The sequence below is a fragment of the Allostreptomyces psammosilenae genome (assembly GCF_013407765.1).
GTDB classification, from domain to species: domain Bacteria; phylum Actinomycetota; class Actinomycetes; order Streptomycetales; family Streptomycetaceae; genus Allostreptomyces; species Allostreptomyces psammosilenae.
This window is the reverse complement of record NZ_JACBZD010000001.1, coordinates 3290331-3308300: the sequence shown is the minus strand read 5'-3', so window position 1 is coordinate 3308300 and position 17970 is coordinate 3290331. Positions and strand designations below refer to the sequence as shown.

11 protein-coding genes and 1 pseudogene are annotated in these 17970 nt (G+C 76.1%); 5 read left to right on the top strand and 7 right to left on the bottom strand.

Features of this window, described 5'->3' with window-relative positions; all coding sequences use genetic code 11:
• Window positions 1-854: 854 nt before the first annotated feature.
• Window positions 855-1664 carry a pyrroline-5-carboxylate reductase gene (proC, locus tag FHU37_RS13545; protein WP_179814439.1) on the bottom strand — a complete coding sequence of 270 codons (810 nt, stop codon included), beginning with the start codon at window positions 1662-1664 and terminating at the stop codon, window positions 855-857.
• A gap of 120 nt (window positions 1665-1784) precedes the next feature.
• On the bottom strand, window positions 1785-2714 hold the full coding sequence (locus tag FHU37_RS13540) for a proline dehydrogenase family protein (protein ID WP_179814438.1): 930 nt from the start codon (window positions 2712-2714) through the stop codon (window positions 1785-1787).
• A gap of 404 nt (window positions 2715-3118) precedes the next feature.
• On the opposite strand from FHU37_RS13540, the gene FHU37_RS13535 reads away from it, so the two are divergent.
• Both FHU37_RS13535 and FHU37_RS13530 read left to right on the top strand, forming a co-directional pair.
• Window positions 3119-5935: a serine/threonine-protein kinase gene (locus tag FHU37_RS13535; RefSeq protein WP_179814437.1), complete on the top strand. Its 2817-nt coding sequence runs from the start codon at window positions 3119-3121 to the stop codon at window positions 5933-5935.
• A gap of 148 nt (window positions 5936-6083) precedes the next feature.
• A complete protein-coding gene (locus tag FHU37_RS13530; protein ID WP_179814436.1) occupies window positions 6084-6488 on the top strand; it encodes a VOC family protein in 405 nt (134 codons plus the stop codon).
• 165 nt (window positions 6489-6653) lie between these two features.
• Here the strand turns inward: FHU37_RS13530 and ilvD are convergent, their stop codons facing one another.
• From ilvD to FHU37_RS13515, 3 genes and pseudogenes are all read right to left on the bottom strand, one after another.
• Window positions 6654-8507, bottom strand: coding sequence for a dihydroxy-acid dehydratase (gene ilvD / locus FHU37_RS13525; RefSeq protein ID WP_179814435.1), 1854 nt, complete (start codon window positions 8505-8507; stop codon window positions 6654-6656).
• Window positions 8508-8754: 247 nt separating this feature from the next.
• Complete coding sequence (locus FHU37_RS13520) at window positions 8755-9558, bottom strand: sugar phosphate isomerase/epimerase family protein (protein WP_179816247.1); 804 nt, start codon at window positions 9556-9558, stop codon at window positions 8755-8757.
• A 659-nt stretch (window positions 9559-10217) separates the two neighbouring features.
• A pseudogene (locus FHU37_RS13515) lies at window positions 10218-11138 on the bottom strand (Ppx/GppA family phosphatase); the annotation flags it as partial.
• A 162-nt stretch (window positions 11139-11300) separates the two neighbouring features.
• On the opposite strand from FHU37_RS13515, the gene FHU37_RS13510 reads away from it, so the two are divergent.
• On the top strand, window positions 11301-12068 hold the full coding sequence (locus FHU37_RS13510; protein WP_376774030.1) for a DUF3109 family protein: 768 nt from the start codon (window positions 11301-11303) through the stop codon (window positions 12066-12068).
• Window positions 12069-12097: 29 nt separating this feature from the next.
• On the opposite strand, the gene FHU37_RS13505 is transcribed toward FHU37_RS13510, so the two are convergent.
• Window positions 12098-13999, bottom strand: a complete 1902-nt coding sequence (locus FHU37_RS13505) for a hypothetical protein (protein WP_179814432.1) — start codon at window positions 13997-13999, stop codon at window positions 12098-12100.
• A gap of 540 nt (window positions 14000-14539) precedes the next feature.
• On the opposite strand from FHU37_RS13505, the gene radA reads away from it, so the two are divergent.
• Together radA and disA are read left to right on the top strand one after the other, a co-directional pair.
• Window positions 14540-15940 (top strand): DNA repair protein RadA, encoded by a 1401-nt coding sequence (gene radA / locus FHU37_RS13500; RefSeq protein ID WP_179814431.1) that lies wholly within the window; start codon window positions 14540-14542, stop codon window positions 15938-15940.
• Window positions 15941-16177: 237 nt separating this feature from the next.
• Window positions 16178-17284, top strand: coding sequence for a DNA integrity scanning diadenylate cyclase DisA (gene disA / locus FHU37_RS13495; protein ID WP_179814430.1), 1107 nt, complete (start codon window positions 16178-16180; stop codon window positions 17282-17284).
• Window positions 17285-17312: 28 nt separating this feature from the next.
• Here the strand turns inward: disA and FHU37_RS13490 are convergent, their stop codons facing one another.
• Window positions 17313-17888: a TetR/AcrR family transcriptional regulator gene (locus tag FHU37_RS13490; protein WP_179814429.1), complete on the bottom strand. Its 576-nt coding sequence runs from the start codon at window positions 17886-17888 to the stop codon at window positions 17313-17315.
• Between the last annotated feature and the right edge of the window lie 82 nt (window positions 17889-17970).

Genomic DNA, 17970 nt, shown 5'->3' with positions numbered 1-17970 from the left:
CGCCCCGAGCTGAGCCGTTTGCAGTTACCCGAGCGCCGGGGTGGGTTGGCCCCCCACCCACCCCCGCCTCCGCCCCGTCCTTGCCCCTCCTGCCCCCCGCCTGGCGGCCCCAGCCCGCCTCCCCCGGCTCCCCTTGCTCCTCCTCCGCCTGTCCGCCCGCCCGGACCCAGCCCGCCTTCCCCCTGCTGCTTCTCCGCCTATCCGCCCGCCCGGACCCAGCCCGCCTTCCCCCTGCTGCTTCTCTGCCCATCCGCCCGGCCTAGCCCTGTTCACCCGGACCTCCGGCTGCCCCATCCCCGCTCCCCCGGCCCCTCCCTGCCCCTGTTGCCCCTCCGCGGCCCGTTCCCACTCCTGCCAGCCTGCGCCCCAGCCCGTCCCCGCTCCCCGCGGCATCCCCCGGGGCCCCTTCCCTGCTCCTCCTGGCCCCTCCCTGTTCTTCCGCTCGCCTCGCCTCGGCTCGGCGGGGTGGGCGCTCTCCCTGCCTCCTGTCCCGGCGCCTCCCGCCCCGGGCTCGTACCTTGCCTCCCGCCCCGGGCTCCTACCCTTGCCTCCCGCCCCGGGCTGCCGCCCCTGCCGAGCGCCCTCTGCCCTCCCTGCCCTCCGTCCGCCCTCATCGCGGGCCAGCCCGCCTGCCGGGCGCCCCGGTGGCGCCGCTTGTCGGGTGCCCCCGGCCGGTGGGCTCCCCTGGGGTTCACGGTCCCATGAGGGGGAGCGACGGCGGCAGCCCTCACCGCAGCCTGTGGATAACTTCCGCCCTGTTCACGCCAAACAGGCCCCCACCCGGCCCCGGGGGCGGATCACCCCGCGCCGGTCACTCGGCGCCGGTCACCCCGCAACCGGTCACCCCGCGCCAATCACTCCGCGCCGGCGGCGAGTTCCCGGGAGCGGTCGCGGGCGGCCTGGAGCGCCTCGATCAGGGCGGCCCGCACGCCGTGCTTCTCCAGCTCCACGATGGCCGAGATGGTCGTACCCGCCGGGGAGGTGACCGCCTCGCGCAGCCGCACCGGGTGCTCGCCGGAGTCCCGCAGCATCACCGAGGCGCCCACCGCCGCCTGCACGATCAGCTCGTGGGCGGTCGCGCGGGGCAGGCCGAGCAGGATGCCGGCGTCCACCATGGCCTCGACCAGGTAGTAGAAGTACGCCGGGCCCGATCCGGACAGCGCGGTCACCGCGTCCTGCTGCGACTCGGGCACGACGATGGTGCGGCCGATCGGCCGGAAGATCTCCTGGGTGCGCTCCAGGTGCTCGGCGGTGGCGTGCGAGCCGGCCGAGATGGCGCTCATCGCCTCGTCCACCAGGGCCGGGGTGTTGGTCATCACCCGCACGACGGGGGTTCCCTCGGCGAGCCGGCGCTCGATGGCGGCGGTGGTGATGCCGGCGGCGCCGGAGACCACCAGTCGGTCGGCGGCCACGTGCGGGGCCAGCTCCTCCAGCGCGGCGACCATGTCCTGCGGCTTGACGGCGAGGATGAGCGTGTCGGCGAGCTTGGCGGCCTCCGCGTTGTCCACCACCTCGATCCCGTACCGCTCGCGCAGTGCCCGCGCGCGCTCCGGCCGGCGCGCGGTGGCGAGCAGGTCGGCCGGTTCCTTGCCGGCCCGCAGCATCCCGGACAGGAGTGCTTCGCCGATCTTGCCGGCCCCGATCACGGCCACCCGCTGCGTCATGATTCCTCGCCTCCTCCGCGACGGCTGCTCCGCCCACTCTGCCACCACCCGTCGCCGGCCACACCGCGGTCTCACTCCCCGGACCCGCCAACCACGGGCGTGGCCGGCCGGCCGGGGCCGTCAGTCCTTGGTGACCAGCGAGCGCAGGAAGAAGGCGAGGTTGGCGGGGCGCTCGGCGAGCCGGCGCATGAAGTAGGCGTACCAGTCGTCGCCGAACGGCACGTACACCCGGGTGGTCTCCCCCGCCGCCGCCAGCCGCTGCTGCTCCTCCGGTCGGATGCCGTAGAGCATCTGGAACTCGTAGGCGCCCTGGGGACGGCCGTGTCGGACGGCGAGCGCCCCGGCGATCTCGATGAGCCGCGGGTCGTGGGTGGCCACCATCGGGTAGCCCTCGCCGGCCATCAGGATCTTCAGGCAGCGCACGTACGCCCGGTCCACCTCGGCCCGGCTGGACGGAGCGACGGACTCCGGCTCCCGGTAGGCGCCCTTGCACAGCCGGACCCGGGAGCCCGGACCGGCCAGGTCACGGCAGTCCGCCTCCGTCCGGTACAGGCAGGCCTGGAGGGCCACGCCGGTCTCCGGGAAGTCGCGGCGCAGCTCCCGCAGGATGCCGAGCGTGGAGTCGGTGGTGGTGTGGTCCTCCATGTCGAGGGTCACGGTGGTGCCGCGCTCGGCCGCTCCGGCGCAGACGGCGCGGGCGTGGTCCAGGGCGATCCGTTCGCCGTCGCGGGGGAGGAACTGGCCGAGAGAGGACAGCTTGAGGGAGACCTCGGCGCGCGGGGCGAGGTCGGCGCGGCCGATGAGGTCCAGCACCTCCAGGTAGGCGTCGCGGGTGTGCGCCGCCTCGGCCGCGTCGGCCGTGTCCTCGCCCAGCCGGTCGAGGCTGACGTGCAGTCCGCGCGCGGCGAGGGCCCGGGCCGCGCGCGCGGCGTCCTGGGCGGTCTCCCCGGACACGAAGCGGTCGACGAGCGGCCTGGTGAGAGGTGACGCGCTCACCAGGCGACCCAGCTCCTCGCTGTTCGAAGCCGACAGCAGCATCCGACGCAGCACGCTTGCCTCCCATCACGGTGTGGGCCCGGCGGGCCTCGGGGCGGCCGAGCGACGGCGTCGCGTGCCGCGCCCGGGGGCGGATGTACCGGACACGTCCCCAAGGCTATGCCGACGACTCGCCCGCACGGCTCAGGCACCGTGGGTGCCTGGGTGCCGGGGTGCCGTCGGCACCGTGGACGTCGTAGGCGCCGCGGGCGCGCCGTGGAGTTCCTCGGCGCCGCCGTCGCGGCGGTCGACGCCGTGGCGGGTGTGTCACGACGCCACGGGGGGTGGTGACGCGTCTGGCGGCCGTGGGACCCGAACGGCCGTTAGAGTGGCGAGCCACCGGGCCCCTCCTCCAAGCACCGGAAGGAGGAGGGAGCATACTGCGTATCCAGGCCCCTGGCCCCTCGGATGAGGACACGGTGTATTCACAGCTCAATGCGAAGGACCCGCGGCGGATCGGGCGCTACCGGCTGCTCGCCCGCATCGGGTCCGGGGGCATGGGCCAGGTCTACCTGGGTCTTGCCGAGGACGGGCCGCCCGCCGCGATCAAGGTGGTGCGCCCGGCGCTCGCGGAGGACGAGGAGTTCCGCCGCCGGTTCCGTCGCGAGGTGGCGGCCGCCGCGGCCGTGGGCAGCGCGTACACCGCGGTGGTGACCGACGCCGATCCGGACGGCGAGTCCCCGTGGCTGGCCACCGAGTACGTGCCGGGGACGGACCTGCAGCAGGTGGTGGAGCGGTGCGGTCCCCTTCCGGCGCGCACGGTGCGGCTGCTCGGCGCCCGGCTCGCGGAGGCGCTGGACGCCATCCACGGCGCGGGGATCGTGCACCGCGACCTCAAGCCGAGCAACATCCTGCTGGCCGCGGACGGCCCGCGGGTGATCGACTTCGGCATCTCCCGGGCGAGCGGCCACACCACGCTCACCGTCACGGGGGTGATGGTCGGCACGCCGCCGTTCATGTCCCCGGAGCACCTGAACGACCTTCCGGTCGGGCCGGCCAGCGACGTGTTCGCACTGGGGTCGCTGCTGGCCTACTGCGCCACCGGCCGCAGTCCGTTCGCCGCGGCCGAGGTGGGCGGGGTGCTCTACCGGGTGGCGCACGCCGAGCCGGCGCCGGGTTCGATCCCGGCCGAGCTGCGCGCGGAGCTGAGCGCCTGCTTCGCCCGGGATCCGGAACTGCGGCCGACCGCCGCGGAGTTGGCGCGGCTGCTGCGGTCCGGTGACGGGGCGTCGCGCCCGCCGCGGGACTTCGTGTGGCCGGCGGCGGTGAGCGACCTGATCGCCTCCTACCGGGAGGCGGCGGAGGAACTGATCGACGCGGCCGAACTGGAGTCGCAGTCGCACCACGAGCGCCAGCACCACCAGCACGACGAGCCGGCCCCGGGCGGACGGGCGGGCGGCGCCCCCTCCGGTGGTGCCGCGGCCGGCGGTGTCCTGGCCGGCGGTGGCGTGGCGGCGGGCCTGGCGGGGGGCTCCGCGGCGGCCGAGCGGACCGCCGAACTGTGGCGGGTGGGCGCGGGCGGACGGCCTGCGGGGGGCGCCGGCGGCCCCGGGGGCGCGGCGGACGCGGGCGGCTCCGCCGCCGGTGGCACGGTGGCCGCCCCGGGCCTGCCCGGCCAGCGCCACGGCTCGGGACACGGCTCCGGCCACGCCCCGGGACACGGCTCCGGGAGCGGCTCGGGAGTCGGCCCGGGCCGTCCACCGGGCGGAACGGAAGGGCCGGGCGTGGACGGAGTCGTCCGGGCGTCCCGGCAGGCGCCGCCGCCCCACGTCATCCCCGGCCCGGCGCCGCTGCCGGCCACCGGACCGGGGCAGTCCGCCGCGGGCGGGGGGCGCCACGGCACGGGCCGCCGCTCCTCGCGCCGCCGGCGGCTCGGCGGGCTGGCCGCGGGCGGCGCCCTGCTGGCCGCGGTGCTCACCGCCGGGCTGGTCGCCGCCCCGTGGGAGGGGCTGTTCTCCGACGGCACGGACGTCACCGACACCACCGGCCCGGGCGTCGATCCGGCGGCGGCGCTGCCGGCCGTCCCGCTGTCCGGGCGCGGCGACGCGACCGCCTCCGGCTACTTCGAGTCCGACCCGGCGGAGCGGCCGCCGGACTGGCGTCCCTGGGAGGCCCCGCTGGCCGCCCCCGCGGCCGGCTGCGCGCTCGGCCGCGGCACGCTGGCGTGCCGGCTCTACGACGGGTCGGTGACCGCGCTGTCCCCGGCGGACGGCACGGTGCGGTGGCAGCGCACCGAGCCGGAGGGAAGCGAGGCGCTGGGCGATCCGGAGTTCGGGGACGAGGCGCTGTTCGTGGTGGACGACGGCTACCGGCTGCTGGCGCTGGAGCCGGCGACCGGCGAGGTGGTCTGGCGCACGCCGCTGCCGGGGGTGGGCGCGGCCGACGAGTCGGACGACGAGGGAACGGTGTCCGGGCCGGAGGTGACCCTGCTGGCCGACCGCGGGCTGCTGCACGTGGGCGTGGGCGGCCGGTTGATCACCTTCGACCAGGGGACCGGCGAGCAGCTGTGGGAGTTCACCGTCAGCGACCTGTGGATGTCCCCGCCGGTGGCGGGCGGCGGGTCGGTCTACGTGGCCGGCGGCAACGGGGCGCTGTACGCGTTCGAGGCGGCCACCGGCAGGGTGCTGCGGTACCGCGAGCAGGAGCCGTGCGCGCACCTGGCGCTCGACGACGACGCGCTGTACTGCGTGCTGTGGGAGTCCGCGGTCCTGCACCGGCTGGACGCCGACACCCTGGACGTGGCCTGGGAGTTCGAGGCGCTGGTGGACGTGGGCTTCGGGCTCGGTGAGCCGGCGCTGGGCGCGGGGATGGTCTATGTGGCGGGTACGGACGGCCGTCTGATGGGGGTGTCCGCGGCCACCGGGGAGTCGGTGTGGACGGGGGAGGTCCCGGCCGAGTCGGACACCTGGAGCGGTCCGCTGGTGGTGGGCGAGAAGCTGTTCGCGGCGCACGCGGGGCACGGGGTGAACCACTGGGACACCGCCCTCGGCGGCTTCGGCGGCGCGATGTCCCTGGACGGTTACGGGGAGGCCGGCCGGAACGAGGCCGCCGAGGACTTCCCCGGCGGTGGCGACACGCCGTTGCCGGGGGCGCTCGGCGAGGGCGGCGTGACGGTGGACCACCCGTGGCCGCAGGGGCTCGGGGTGCGGGGCACGGTGTCTGCGCCGCTGGTGTCCGGCGGGGTGATGTACGTGGGCTTCGACGACGCCGTGCTGCACTCGGTGCTGCTGCCCTGACCCGGCGCCCGGGCCCGCCCCTCCGGCCCGGGGGCGCCGCCGGCTGACCGGCCGTCGGAGGGCGGGTGTCAGACCCCGCCACTACCTTCGTGAGTGTGCCGGTCCGCAGCGGCGGATCCGGCGGGCAACCTACGGATGGGGTCTCGTCATGTCCACCAAGATCTTCGTCAACCTGCCGGTGAAGGACCTGAACAAGTCGGTCGAGTTCTTCACCAAGCTGGGCTACTCGTTCGACAAGCGGTTCACCGACGAGAACGCCACCAGCATGGTGATCAGCGACGACATCTACGTGATGCTGCTGGTCGAGCCGTTCTTCAAGACCTTCACGCAGAAGGAGGTCGCCGACGCCAAGGTGACCACCGAGGCGATCGTGGCGCTGACGCTGGACAGCCGGGAGCAGGTCGACGAGCTGCTCCGGGCCGCGGCCGCCGCCGGCGCCCAGATCACCAAGGAGGCCGAGGAGCAGGGCCCCATGTACGGGGGCGGCTTCGCGGACCTCGACGGTCACCTGTGGGAGGCCTTCCACATGGACGCCTCCGCCCTGGAGGGCTAGCCGGTCGGGTGGTGCCGGACGCCGGTGGGCGCGGAATCAGCGCGGAACGGGCGAGGCCGGGGCGTGGGACGCGCGGGGCCCCGGCACGCCGCCCCGCCGGGGCGGGGGCGGGCACCGGGGCCGGGTCGCGCGGGGGACGCGGCGGCGCCGGGGGCGCCGGGTGGCTCAGCCGCCCAGCAGGGTGACGTCCCGGACGGCGCCCTTGTCGGCCGAGGTGGCCATCGCGGCGTAGGCGCGCAGCGCCGCGGACACCTGGCGGTCGCGGGTGGCCGGGCGGTAGGTGCCCAGCTCGGCCAGGAGCTGGTCGCGCCGGGCGGCCAGCTCCTCCTCGGGGACCTCCAGGCGGATGGCGCGGTTGGGGATGTCGATGGAGATGGTGTCGCCGTCCCGGACCAGGGCGATGGTGCCGCCGGCCGCGGCCTCGGGGGAGACGTGGCCGATGGACAGCCCGGAGGTGCCGCCGGAGAACCGCCCGTCGGTGATCAGCGCGCAGGACTTGCCCAGCCCGCGGCCCTTGAGGAAGGCCGTGGGGTAGAGCATCTCCTGCATGCCGGGGCCGCCCTTGGGGCCCTCGTAGCGGACCACCACGACGTCGCCGGGCTTGACCCGCTTGGCGAGGATGGCCTCCACGGCCTCCTCCTGGCTCTCCACGACCACCGCGGGCCCGCTGAAGGTCCAGATGGACTCGTCCACGCCGGCCGTCTTGACCACGCAGCCGTCCTCGGCCAGGTTCCCGTAGAGCACGGCGAGGCCGCCGTCGGCGGTGTAGGCGTGCGCGACGTCGCGGATGCAGCCGCCCTCGGCGTCGAGGTCGAGGGAGTCCCAGCGCTCGGACTGGCTGAAGGCCGTCGCCGAGCGCACGCAGCCGGGCGCCGCGTGGAACATCTCCACGGCCTCCGGGGTGGCGGAGCCGCCGCGGATGTCCCACTGCTTGAGCCAGTCGGCGAGCGACGGGGCGTGCACGGAGTGGACGTCCTCGTTGAGCAGGCCGCCGCGCTGGAGTTCGCCGAGGATGGCGGGGATGCCGCCGGCCCGGTGCACGTCCTCCATGTGGTACTGCGAGTTCGGCGCCACCTTGGACAGGCAGGGCACCCGCCGGGAGATGGCGTCGATCTCCGACATGTCGAAGTCGAGCTCGGCCTCGTGGGCGGCGGCCAGCAGGTGCAGCACGGTGTTGGTGGAGCCGCCCATGGCGACGTCCAGCGCCATGGCGTTCTCGAAGGCGGCCCGGGAGGCGATGGCGCGCGGCAGCACGCTGGCGTCGTCCTGGTCGTAGTAGCGGCGGGTGATCTCCACCACGGTGCGGCCGGCGGCCTCGTAGAGGTCCTTGCGGGCGGTGTGGGTGGCCAGCACGGAGCCGTTGCCGGGGAGGGCGAGCCCGAGCGCCTCGGTGAGGCAGTTCATCGAGTTGGCGGTGAACATGCCGGAACAGGAGCCGCAGGTCGGACAGGCGGCCTCCTCGATGCGGGTGAGGTCCTCGTCGGAGAGCGCGTCGGAGGCGGACTCGGACATGGCGGTGACCAGGTTGAGGTTGGACCGCACCGTGCCGTCGACCAGCACGGTCTTGCCGGCCTCCATCGGCCCGCCGGAGACGAACACCGTGGGGATGTTCAGCCGCAGCGCGGCCATCAGCATGCCCGGGGTGATCTTGTCGCAGTTGGAGATGCAGATCAGCGCGTCGGCCTGGTGGGCGTTCACCATGTACTCGACGGAGTCGGCGATCAGGTCGCGGCTGGGGAGGGAGTAGAGCATCCCGGAGTGGCCCATGGCGATGCCGTCGTCCACCGCGATGGTGTTGAACTCGCGGGGCACGCCGCCGGCCGCCTTGACCGCGTCGGAGACGATGCGGCCGACCGGCTGGAGGTGGGTGTGGCCGGGGACGAACTCGGTGAAGCTGTTCGCCACGGCGACGATCGGCTTGCCGAAGTCCTCCCGGGCTACACCAGCGGCGCGCAGGAGCGCGCGGGCTCCGGCCATGTTGCGTCCGTGGGTGACGGTGCGGGACCTCAAGCTGGGCACTGTTGCTCCACTCCCTCCTGCCTGGCCCCGGCAGGAGCGCGGTGTCGCGGGGTATGAGAAGGCCAGATTCGCACCAGCCTACGCTCGCGTGAGCCACGATGCGGACCGATGTCCGGAATGCGGGACGGCGTGCGCGCCAGTCGGACACCGCGGGCGCGCCGGAGCCGGCCTGGGACGGCCGGCCGGGGCGGGAACGGACGGGGCTGGGGGACGGGGATGGGGCTGGGGGAGCTGGCCGGCGGCCGGGTCAGCGCGCCGACTGGGGCACCACGGCCAGGTGCCGCCGGGTGAAGGCGAGCGCCTCGGCGAGGTCGGCCTCGCGCTCGGCGCGGCTACCCGCCTTGCGGGTGTTGACCTCCAGCACCACCGTGCCGTCGAAGGAGCCCGCCGCCGCCTGGGCGGCCAGCCGGTGCAGCAGCTCGGCGCACGGCTGGGTGCCGCGCCCGGGCACCAGGTGCTCGTCCTTCGCCGAGCCGGTGCCGTCCGCCAGGTGCACGTGGGCGAGGCGGTCGCCCATCCGCGCGACCATCTCCAGCGCCGCGCTCCGTGAGGTGGCGGTGTGCGAGAGGTCGACGGTGAAGTGCCGGTAGTCCTCCTCGGTCGGGTCCCACCCGGGCAGGTAGGCGGCGGCCTCGCGCTCGCCGTAGCGCCACGGGAACATGTTCTCCACGGCGAACCGGACGTCCGTCTCGCCGGCCATCCGGTGCACCCCCTCGACGAACCGCCGCCCGTAGGCGCGCTGCCACCGGAACGGCGGGTGCACCACGACCGTCCCGGCGCCGAGCTGCTCGGCCGCCCGGCGGGCCCGCACCAGCTTGGTCCACGGGTCCGTGGTCCACACCCGCTGGGTGATCAACAGGCACGGCGCGTGCACGGCCAGGATCGGCATGGCGTGGTAGTCGGAGAGGCGGCGCAGCGCCTCGATGTCCTGGCTGAGCGGGTCGTTCCAAACCATGACCTCGACGCCGTCGTAGCCGAGGCGGCCGGCGATCTCGAAGGCCGCGGCGGTGTTCTCCGGGTAGACGGAGGCCGAGGAGAGCCCGACCCGCACCCGTCCGTGCCCGCCCGCGCCGCCGGTCGCGGCCGGCCCGCCGCCCGGCAGGAGCACGCCCCCCGGGCTCCTGCGCTCGGCCGTCACACCGGGGGCCGCGCCGCCCCCGCTCCCGGTGGTGCCGGGGCCGTCGGGGCCGCCGTGGGTGACGCCGCCGCCGTGGGTGACGCCGCCGCCGGGGGTGCCGCCCCCCGCGCCGCGCGCACCGTCGTCACCGCCGGGCACCGCCTGCCCGAGAAGGCGTTCCGCTGCTTCCACCCGCGTCACCGAGCCCTGACCGTTCGTTCCCCGGCGCCGTCCTCCCCGGCCGGGGGAGGCCCGCCGCGAGGCTGTTGCGCGACCGCCGTACCGTACCCGGAATCCACCCGGAGGGGCAGGTCCACGGCGCCGCCGACCACCGGCGAGCCGTCCACCGGGCGCAGGGCCCCTGGTCGGCCGGGCGCGGCCTTGTCCACCGTGGCGTGGTGCGCCGTGGCGTGGTTCATCGTGATGTGGTCCATCGTGGTGTGGTCGGCGGTCCCGGCGTGCGGCACGAGGTGGCCGGCCGGCGTGCCGCCCCCGGCCGCGACGCCCGCCGCCGGCCCCGTCGGCCGCCCCTCGGCCGGCGGCGCCTGGGCGGGCAAGGTCTGGGCGGGAAGGGCTTGGGCGGGCAGGGCCGCCATCTGGTCCAGCCGCCGCAGGATGATGCCCTCGCGCAGCGCCCACGGGCAGATCTCCACCTCGGTCAGCCCGTACAGGTCCAGCGCCGCCTCGGCGACCAGCGCGCCGGCCAGCAGCTGTCCGGCCCGGCCGGCCGACACCCCGGGCAGTTCGGCGCGGCGCCGCGCGGGCATGGCGGCGAGCTTGGGCACCCAGCGCTCCAGGTCCGCCCGGCGCAGCGTGCGCACCACCTGCGGGCCCTCGTTGCTCGGCGCCGCGCCGGTGATCCGGGCGAGCTGCCGGAAGGTCTTGGAGGTCGCCACGGCCCGGTCCGGCTCGCCCAGCCGGCTGAAGCCGGCGACGGTGCCGGCGATCATGGCGCGGATGTCACGGCGCAGCGCCCGGACGTCCCGCTCGTCCGGCGGGTCGCCGGGGAGGGCGGCGGAGGTCAGGCGGCCGGCGCCCAGCGGCAGCGACACGGCGACGTCCGGGTCCTCGTCCATGCCGGCCGCGACCTCAAGCGAGCCGCCCCCGATGTCCAGCACCAGCAGGCGGCCGGCCGACCAGCCGAACCAGCGGCGGACGGCGAGGAAGGTCAGCCGGGCCTCGTCCGCGCCGGAGAGCACCCGCAGGTCCACGTCGGTCTCCCGCAGGACCCTGGCCAGCACCTCCTCCCCGTTGGTGGCCTCCCGCACCGCCGAGGTGGCGAAGGGCAGCACCTCGGCGACGCCCTTGTCCTCGGCCACCCGCATCGCGGCGGCGACGGTGGTGGACAGGCGCCGGATCCCGGCCTCGGTGATGGCGCCGACGTCGTCGAGGAGCTCCGCGAGGCGCAGGTCGGTCTTGTGGGAGAAGGCAGGCAGCGGCCTGGCCCCCGGCCGCGCGTCGACCACGAGCAGGTGAACGGTGTTCGAGCCAACGTCGAGCACTCCGAGTCGCATCCTTCGAAGGTAACGCGTGGCATGTCGCCGTTCGGGTGTTCTGTGGCGGATCCGACCAACCGATCACGCCTCCGCTGGGACCAATGGGGCGTATGGGGCCCGCGGGAGCTGCGGGGACCCCGCCGCCGGCGGTGCGGGGGCCGTTCGCCGCTCCGTGGGGAAATCCGGGGCAGGACCTACCCTGGACCGGTGGCAGAGGTATCGCTCGACTTCCCGCGGGCCTGGGTGGAGTTCCCCGACCCGGCCGATCCCGACCAGGTGTTCCGGTGCGACCTGACCTGGCTGACCTCCCGCTGGGGGTGCGTGTTCGCGGCCGGCTGCCACGGCATCGTCGCCGGCCGGGCCTCCGACGGCTGCTGCTCGCTCGGCGCGCACTGGTCCGACGAGGACGACGAGCGGCGGGTGCTCGCCCACGCCGAGCGGCTCACCCCCGAGACCTGGCAGTACCACGACCTCGGCGTGCGCGAGGGCGTCACCGAGATCGACGAGGACGGCGACCGGCAGACCCGCGTGGTGGACGGCGCCTGCCTGTTCCTCAACCGCCCCGGCTTCCCCGGCGGCGCCGGCTGCGCCCTGCACAGCCTGGCGCTGCGGGAGGGCCGGGAGCCGCTGGAGACCAAGCCGGACGTCTGCTGGCAGCTGCCGATCCGGCGCACCTACGAGCGGGTGGAGCGCCCGGACGGCAGTGAGGTGCTGGTCGTCGGGATCGGCGAGTACGACCGGCGCGGGTGGGGCCCCGGCGGCCACGACCTGCACTGGTGGTGCACCTCCAGCCCGCAGGCGCACGGGCACTCCGAACCGGTCTTCCGCAGCTACGCGGCGGAGCTGCGCGAACTGATGGGCGAGGCCGGCTACCGGGCCCTGGTCGAGCTGTGCGAGCAGCGCCTGGCCTCCGGCAGCCCGCTGGCCCCGCACCCGGCGGACGGCTGACGCCCGCCGGGTCCGGGCGCCCGTGGGCGTCACCGGCCGGGTGCCGGGGCGGCCATGGTCAGCGTCGTCCCGGCCGGGGCGGCACCGGCGGACCGGGGCAGGGCCGCGGGGCCGGGGGACGCCGCGCCGTCCGGGTGCGCGCCGGGCCCCGGCCGGGCGCCGGGAGCGCCTCCCGGTGGAGCGGGCGGTGGCACCGGCGGCGGTTCCCCGGCCGGGTGGCCGGGCCCCGGGCCGGCCGGCAACCGCGGGGCGTCGGGGTGGGGGCTGCCGGAGTGTGCGGCGCCGGGGCGTGCCGGTACGCCCGTCCACGGGTCGGCCGCCGGGCCGGCCGCCGGGCCTGAGGGGCGGGGCGAGGCGAGGGCGCCCGGCTGCCGGCCGTCCGGGCACGACGCCCCGGGCCCGCCGGCCTGCGACCCGGCGTGCTGCTCCGGCGGGCAGCCGGACTCGATCCGGCCGACCCGCGCGCCGTCGTCCCCCGGGTGTCCGTGTCCGGGCGAGGGCCGGCCGGCCGAGGAGTGACTGGGCGAGGGGTGCGCGGCACCGTCCCCGCTCCCCGTGCCCTCCCGCTCCCGGGCGTCGCCGCCGTCCCGGCCGCCCTGGGCGTCCTCCAGCCCGCGCGACCGGGCGGCGTCCCGGGCCGCGGCGTCATCGAGCACCCGCGTCGCCCCGTCGACCGGGACGGCGGAATCGACCCGGCGGGCCGGCCCGATCGGGGCCTGTGAGACCAGCCCCGGCGTCGGCTGCGCATCCCCGCCCTCCGACGGCTCCGGGCGGGCCGGGGTGGCCGCGTGGCAGAGCGCCAGCAGCAGCGGGATCGCGGTGAACACGGCGATCTGCAGCAGGTTCTGCGCCGATCTGCCGGCCTCCGGGGGGTGGAGAGACCCGGCGTGCCGGCCCGCGCGGCCACCGTCCGGGCCGCCGGCCGCGCGGCGCGGCAGCAGCCCGGGCAGACGCAGCCCCACCGCGCCCGCGGCCGTGGCCTGCCGCCACGCCGGCGCGGGGCAGTGGGCCAGCTCCGGTCGGCCGGCTCGCGAGCCGCCGTCCGGGCCCCCGACGCCGTCCCCTCCCGGGTCGTGCCCGCTGCCGCTCCCCCTGGTGCCGGCCGTCCCCCCGTCGGCGCCGCCACCGTCGCCCCCGGCTCCGTCGCCCCCGCCAGCGCCGCCACCGTCGCCGCCGCGCGCGCCGTGGCGCGCCCGGCCGGCGGTCCTGCCGTCCCCGGTCACCGCGTCGGGGGCGGCCGCCGGACCGGCCGTGGCGGCGCCCGGCCAGCCCTCGCCCGGCCAGCCCTCGCCCGGCCACGGCTCCCCGGCCACGATCCGCTCCGCCTCCGCGCAGCACGCCCGGCAGTCGTCCACGTGCAGGGCCATCTCGGAGCGCCGCTTCGGCTCGTCCTCCACGGACGCCGCCGGCGCGGCCAGCGCCAGCAGTTTCTCGCACTCCCCGTCCCGGGCGACCATCGCGGCCGTGCGGTGCCGGGCGAGTTCGCACTCCGCCCGGATGAGCAGCCGCAGCAGCGGCTCCTGGCCCATGCCGAGCACCTCGGCGATCTCCTCCGGCCGCAGCCGGTGCCGGTGCAGCAGCTCCAGCACCAGCCGGCGCTCCCCGGTGATCCCGTCGGCCTCCGGCCACGGCGGCAACCCGCCGCCCTCCCCGCCCGGCGCGGCGCCCGGAACCGCGCCGGGCCCGTCGCCCACGCCGTCGTCGACGGGGCCCTCCGCCTCCGGGGCGCCGACCGCCGGGCCGCCGCACTCCGCGTGCACGGCGGTGTAGAGGGCGGACCGCAGCCTCTCGGGGGCCCCGCCGCGCGCGAGGTGGCGCTCGACGGCCGCGCGGGCGACGCGCAGGGCGACCGCGGCGGCCTCGGGGGAGCCGAGCAGGTACAGGGCGTACGTGTAGAGCCCGTCGGCGTGGTCGGCCAGATGGCGATCCACCGTGGCACGGGATGGCCGACGGGTACGCGCCGGCCTGATCAGGTCCACCGGCAGGCGGTGACCGTTCGTTCTCCGCTGCCTCCGGTCGGCCGCTGTCACGTCCACCCTCCTCGTTCGGGGCCGCGCCGGCGTCCGTACGGGTGTCGGCCGATCGGAGCCCCGTCGTCCGGAGCCAGCCCCGACGGTAGGCCCCACGAAGGGCGAATACCGCACCGTTCGCCCGCGGTACCTCCTATGCGCCGTTTGCGCCCCGAAAGAGTGAAAGGGCGTTACCTCCCGCCTCCGCGAACCTCCACGCGCCCTACCCCACCCGCTGGTCTCCCCGAGCCCCCGCGTGAGCTCCCGCCAGGCCCCGCCCCCCCCTCGCGGGCCCTTCGCGGACCCCTCACGGGGGCGCTCGCCGGGCCACTCGCCGGGGTGCTTGCCGGGCCCTCGCCGGGCCACCCGCCCGAGCCGGGCCCGAGTCGAGGGCCCGCCCCCGGGCCGGAGGCGTCCGGGCGCGCCCCGGCGCTGTCGGTGGCGCGCGGTACGGTGCAGGACATGGCAGCTCGAACCCGTACCCCCGGCGGCCGGGACCGCCCCGCCTACCGGTGCTCCGAGTGCGGCGCCACGCCGCCGAAGTGGTTCGGCCGCTGCCCGGAGTGCCAGACGTGGGGCACGGTGGAGGAGGTCGGCGGCGCGGCGGCCCCGGTGCGCACCACCGCCGCCGTCCCGGTGACCTCCCCCGCCCGGCCCATCCCGCAGGTGGACGGCACGGTGGCGGTGGCCCGTCCGACCGGCGTCGACGAGTTCGACCGGGTCCTCGGCGGCGGCCTGGTGCCCGGCGCGGTGATCCTGCTGGCCGGCGAGCCCGGCGTCGGGAAGTCCACCCTGCTGCTGGACGTGGCCGCCCGTACCGCCACCGCCGAGCAGCGCACCCTCTACATCACCGGGGAGGAGTCGGCCGGGCAGGTGCGGCTGCGGGCGGACCGCATCGGGGCGCTCAACGAGCACCTCTACCTGGCCGCCGACTCCAACCTGGCGTCGGTGCTCGGCCAGATCGACGACGTCAAGCCGTCCCTGCTGGTGCTGGACTCCGTGCAGACCGTCGCCTCGCCCGAGATCGACGGCGCGCCCGGCGGGATGGCGCAGGTGCGCGAGGTGGCCGGGGCGCTGATCCGGGCCTCCAAGGAGCGCGCCATGACGACCCTGCTGGTGGGGCACGTCACCAAGGACGGCCAGATCGCCGGCCCCCGACTGCTGGAGCACCTGGTGGACGTGGTGCTCAACTTCGAGGGCGACCGGCACGCCCGGCTGCGGCTGGTGCGCGGCGTGAAGAACCGCTTCGGCAACACCGACGAGGTGGGCTGCTTCGAGCTGCACGACGAGGGCATCACCGGCCTGTCGGATCCCAGCGGGCTGTTCCTCACCCGGCGCGACACGCCCGTCTCCGGAACCTGCCTGACCGTCGCCCTGGAGGGCCGCCGGCCGCTGGTGACGGAGGTGCAGGCGCTCACCGTGGAGACCGCGCTGCCCACGCCCCGCCGGACCACCTCCGGCCTGGACTCCTCCCGGATGGCGACGGTGACGGCGGTGCTGGAGCAGCACGGCGGCATCGTCGTCGGCAAGCGGGACGTCTACGCGGCCACGGTCGGCGGCGTGCGCCTCGGCGAGCCGGCGGCCGACCTCTCCCTGGCGCTCGCCCTGGCCAGCGCGGCCTCCGGCCGCCCGCTGCCCTCGGGGCTGGTGGCCGTGGGCGAGCTGGGGCTGGCCGGGGAGGTGCGGCGGGTCACCGGCATCCAGCGGCGACTCGCCGAGGCGGAGCGGCTCGGTTTCCGGCACGCGATCGTCCCGGCGGATCCGGGCAAGGTGCCGCAGGGGATGCGGGTGATCGAGGCCCGGACGATCGCCGACGCGCTGGACGCCGCCCGGATCCCGCGCCGTCGGCGCGGTGACGACTGACCCCGGCTCGGGGTTTCCGCGTCCCGTCCCCGACCGCCGTGCCCGGCGCGCCGCGGCCCGTTCGAGCGGCCGGCGCGCGGTGGGCATGGCGAACGCCCCGGCCGGGCAGGACTTGTCGTATCCGCAAGTCCGTACTACCGGGAGCCCCCAAAGGTAAACTCGGCCGAGAATGACGCTCCCCGAGCCGGGGTTCCGTGGGACCGCGGGGCGTGACGAGGACGGATACTGAGGAGTCCAGTGGCAGCCAACGACCGGGCGGACAAGGGCTCCGGCGCCGAGGCCCTGCTGCGTGCCTCGCTGCGTTCGGTCGCGCCGGGCACCGCCCTGCGCGACGGCCTGGAGCGGGTGCTCCGGGGCAACACGGGCGGACTGATCGTGCTGGGCTTCGACCGGACCGTCGAGGCGCTGTGCACCGGTGGCTTCGTGCTGGACGTCGAGTTCTCCTCCACCCGGTTGCGGGAGCTGTGCAAGCTCGACGGCGCCGTGGTGCTCGACAAGGACATCACCAAGATCGTCCGGGCCGGCGTGCAGCTGGTGCCGGACGCCACCATCCCCACCGAGGAGACCGGAACCCGCCACCGCACGGCGGAACGGGTCAACAAGCAGACCGGGTACCCGGTGATCTCGGTCAGCCAGTCGATGCGGCTGATCGCCCTCTACGTCAACGGCCAGCGCCGGGTGCTGGAGGACTCGGCCGCCATCCTGTCCCGGGCCAACCAGGCGCTGGCGACGCTGGAGCGCTACAAGCTCCGGCTGGACGAGGTGGCCGGCACCCTCTCCGCCCTGGAGATCGAGGACCTGGTCACCGTGCGCGACGTCGCCTCGGTGTCGCAGCGGCTGGAGATGGTGCGGCGGATCGCCCAGGAGATCGCCGAGTACGTGGTGGAGCTGGGCACGGACGGGCGGCTGCTCTCCCTCCAGCTCGACGAGCTGATCGCCGGGGTGGAGCCGGAGCGGGAGCTGGTCGCCCGCGACTACTTCCCGGACCGCGCGGGCAAGAAGGGCCGCACCCTGGAGGACGTGCTGGCCGCGCTGGACGCGCTCAGCCACGGGGAGCTGCTGGACCTCTCGACGGTCTCCCGCACGCTCGGCTTCAGCGGCACGCCGGAGTCGCTGGACTCGGCGGTGAGCCCGCACGGCTACCGGCTGCTCGCCAAGGTGCCGAGGCTGCCGAACACCGTCATCGAGCGGCTGGTGGAGCACTTCGGCGGGCTGCAGAAGCTGCTGGCGGCCAGCGTGGACGACCTCCAGGCCGTCGACGGCGTGGGCGAGACCCGCGCCCGCTCGGTGCGCGAGGGCCTCTCGCGCCTGGCGGAGTCGTCCATCCTGGAGCGCTACGTCTGAGCCGGGCGCGCCCCGGCCGCGGGCCCGTTCAGCGCAGTTGCCGCAGGAGCGTCCGGGCGAGGCCGTCCGCGACCGACCGCGGGGCCGCGGTGGCGCCCGGGCCGTGGGCGTAGCAGCGCAGGAACGCCTCGTGGAAGCAGGCGCCGATCAGCAGTGACGCCGCGGCGTCCGGGTCCGCGTCGGCGCCGAGTCGTCCGATGGCCTGCTCGGCCCGCAGGTAGCCGGCGAGGGCCGTGACGGGCCTGTCGGGGCCGGCGCCGTGCCGGCCCATCGCCACCCGGTGCGCCGCCATCCGCTGGGGATCGGCGAGGAGCGCCCCCAGCATGGGGATCGAGCGCTGGTAGAAGTCCAGTACCGCGTGGGCGAGTTGGGCGAGGTTCTGCTCGACGTCGCCCTCTCCGGGGCGCAGCGGGACCCGGGACAGTCCGGGCAGGCGCTCCTCCAGCACGGCCAGCAGCAGCCGCTCCTTGTCGCCGAAGTACTTGTAGAGCGTCGGCTCCGAGACCTCGGCGGCCCGTGCGATCTCCTTGGTGGTGGCCTGCACGACACCGCGTGTCCGCAGGATCTCCGCGGCCGCGTCGAGGATCCGTTCCCGCGTGCTCATGCCTCTCCCCGTCCCTTCCTTCCCTGACGACGTTTGACAGTTAGTGAACACTAGCCCATGATCTGGGGCTAGTGTTCACTAA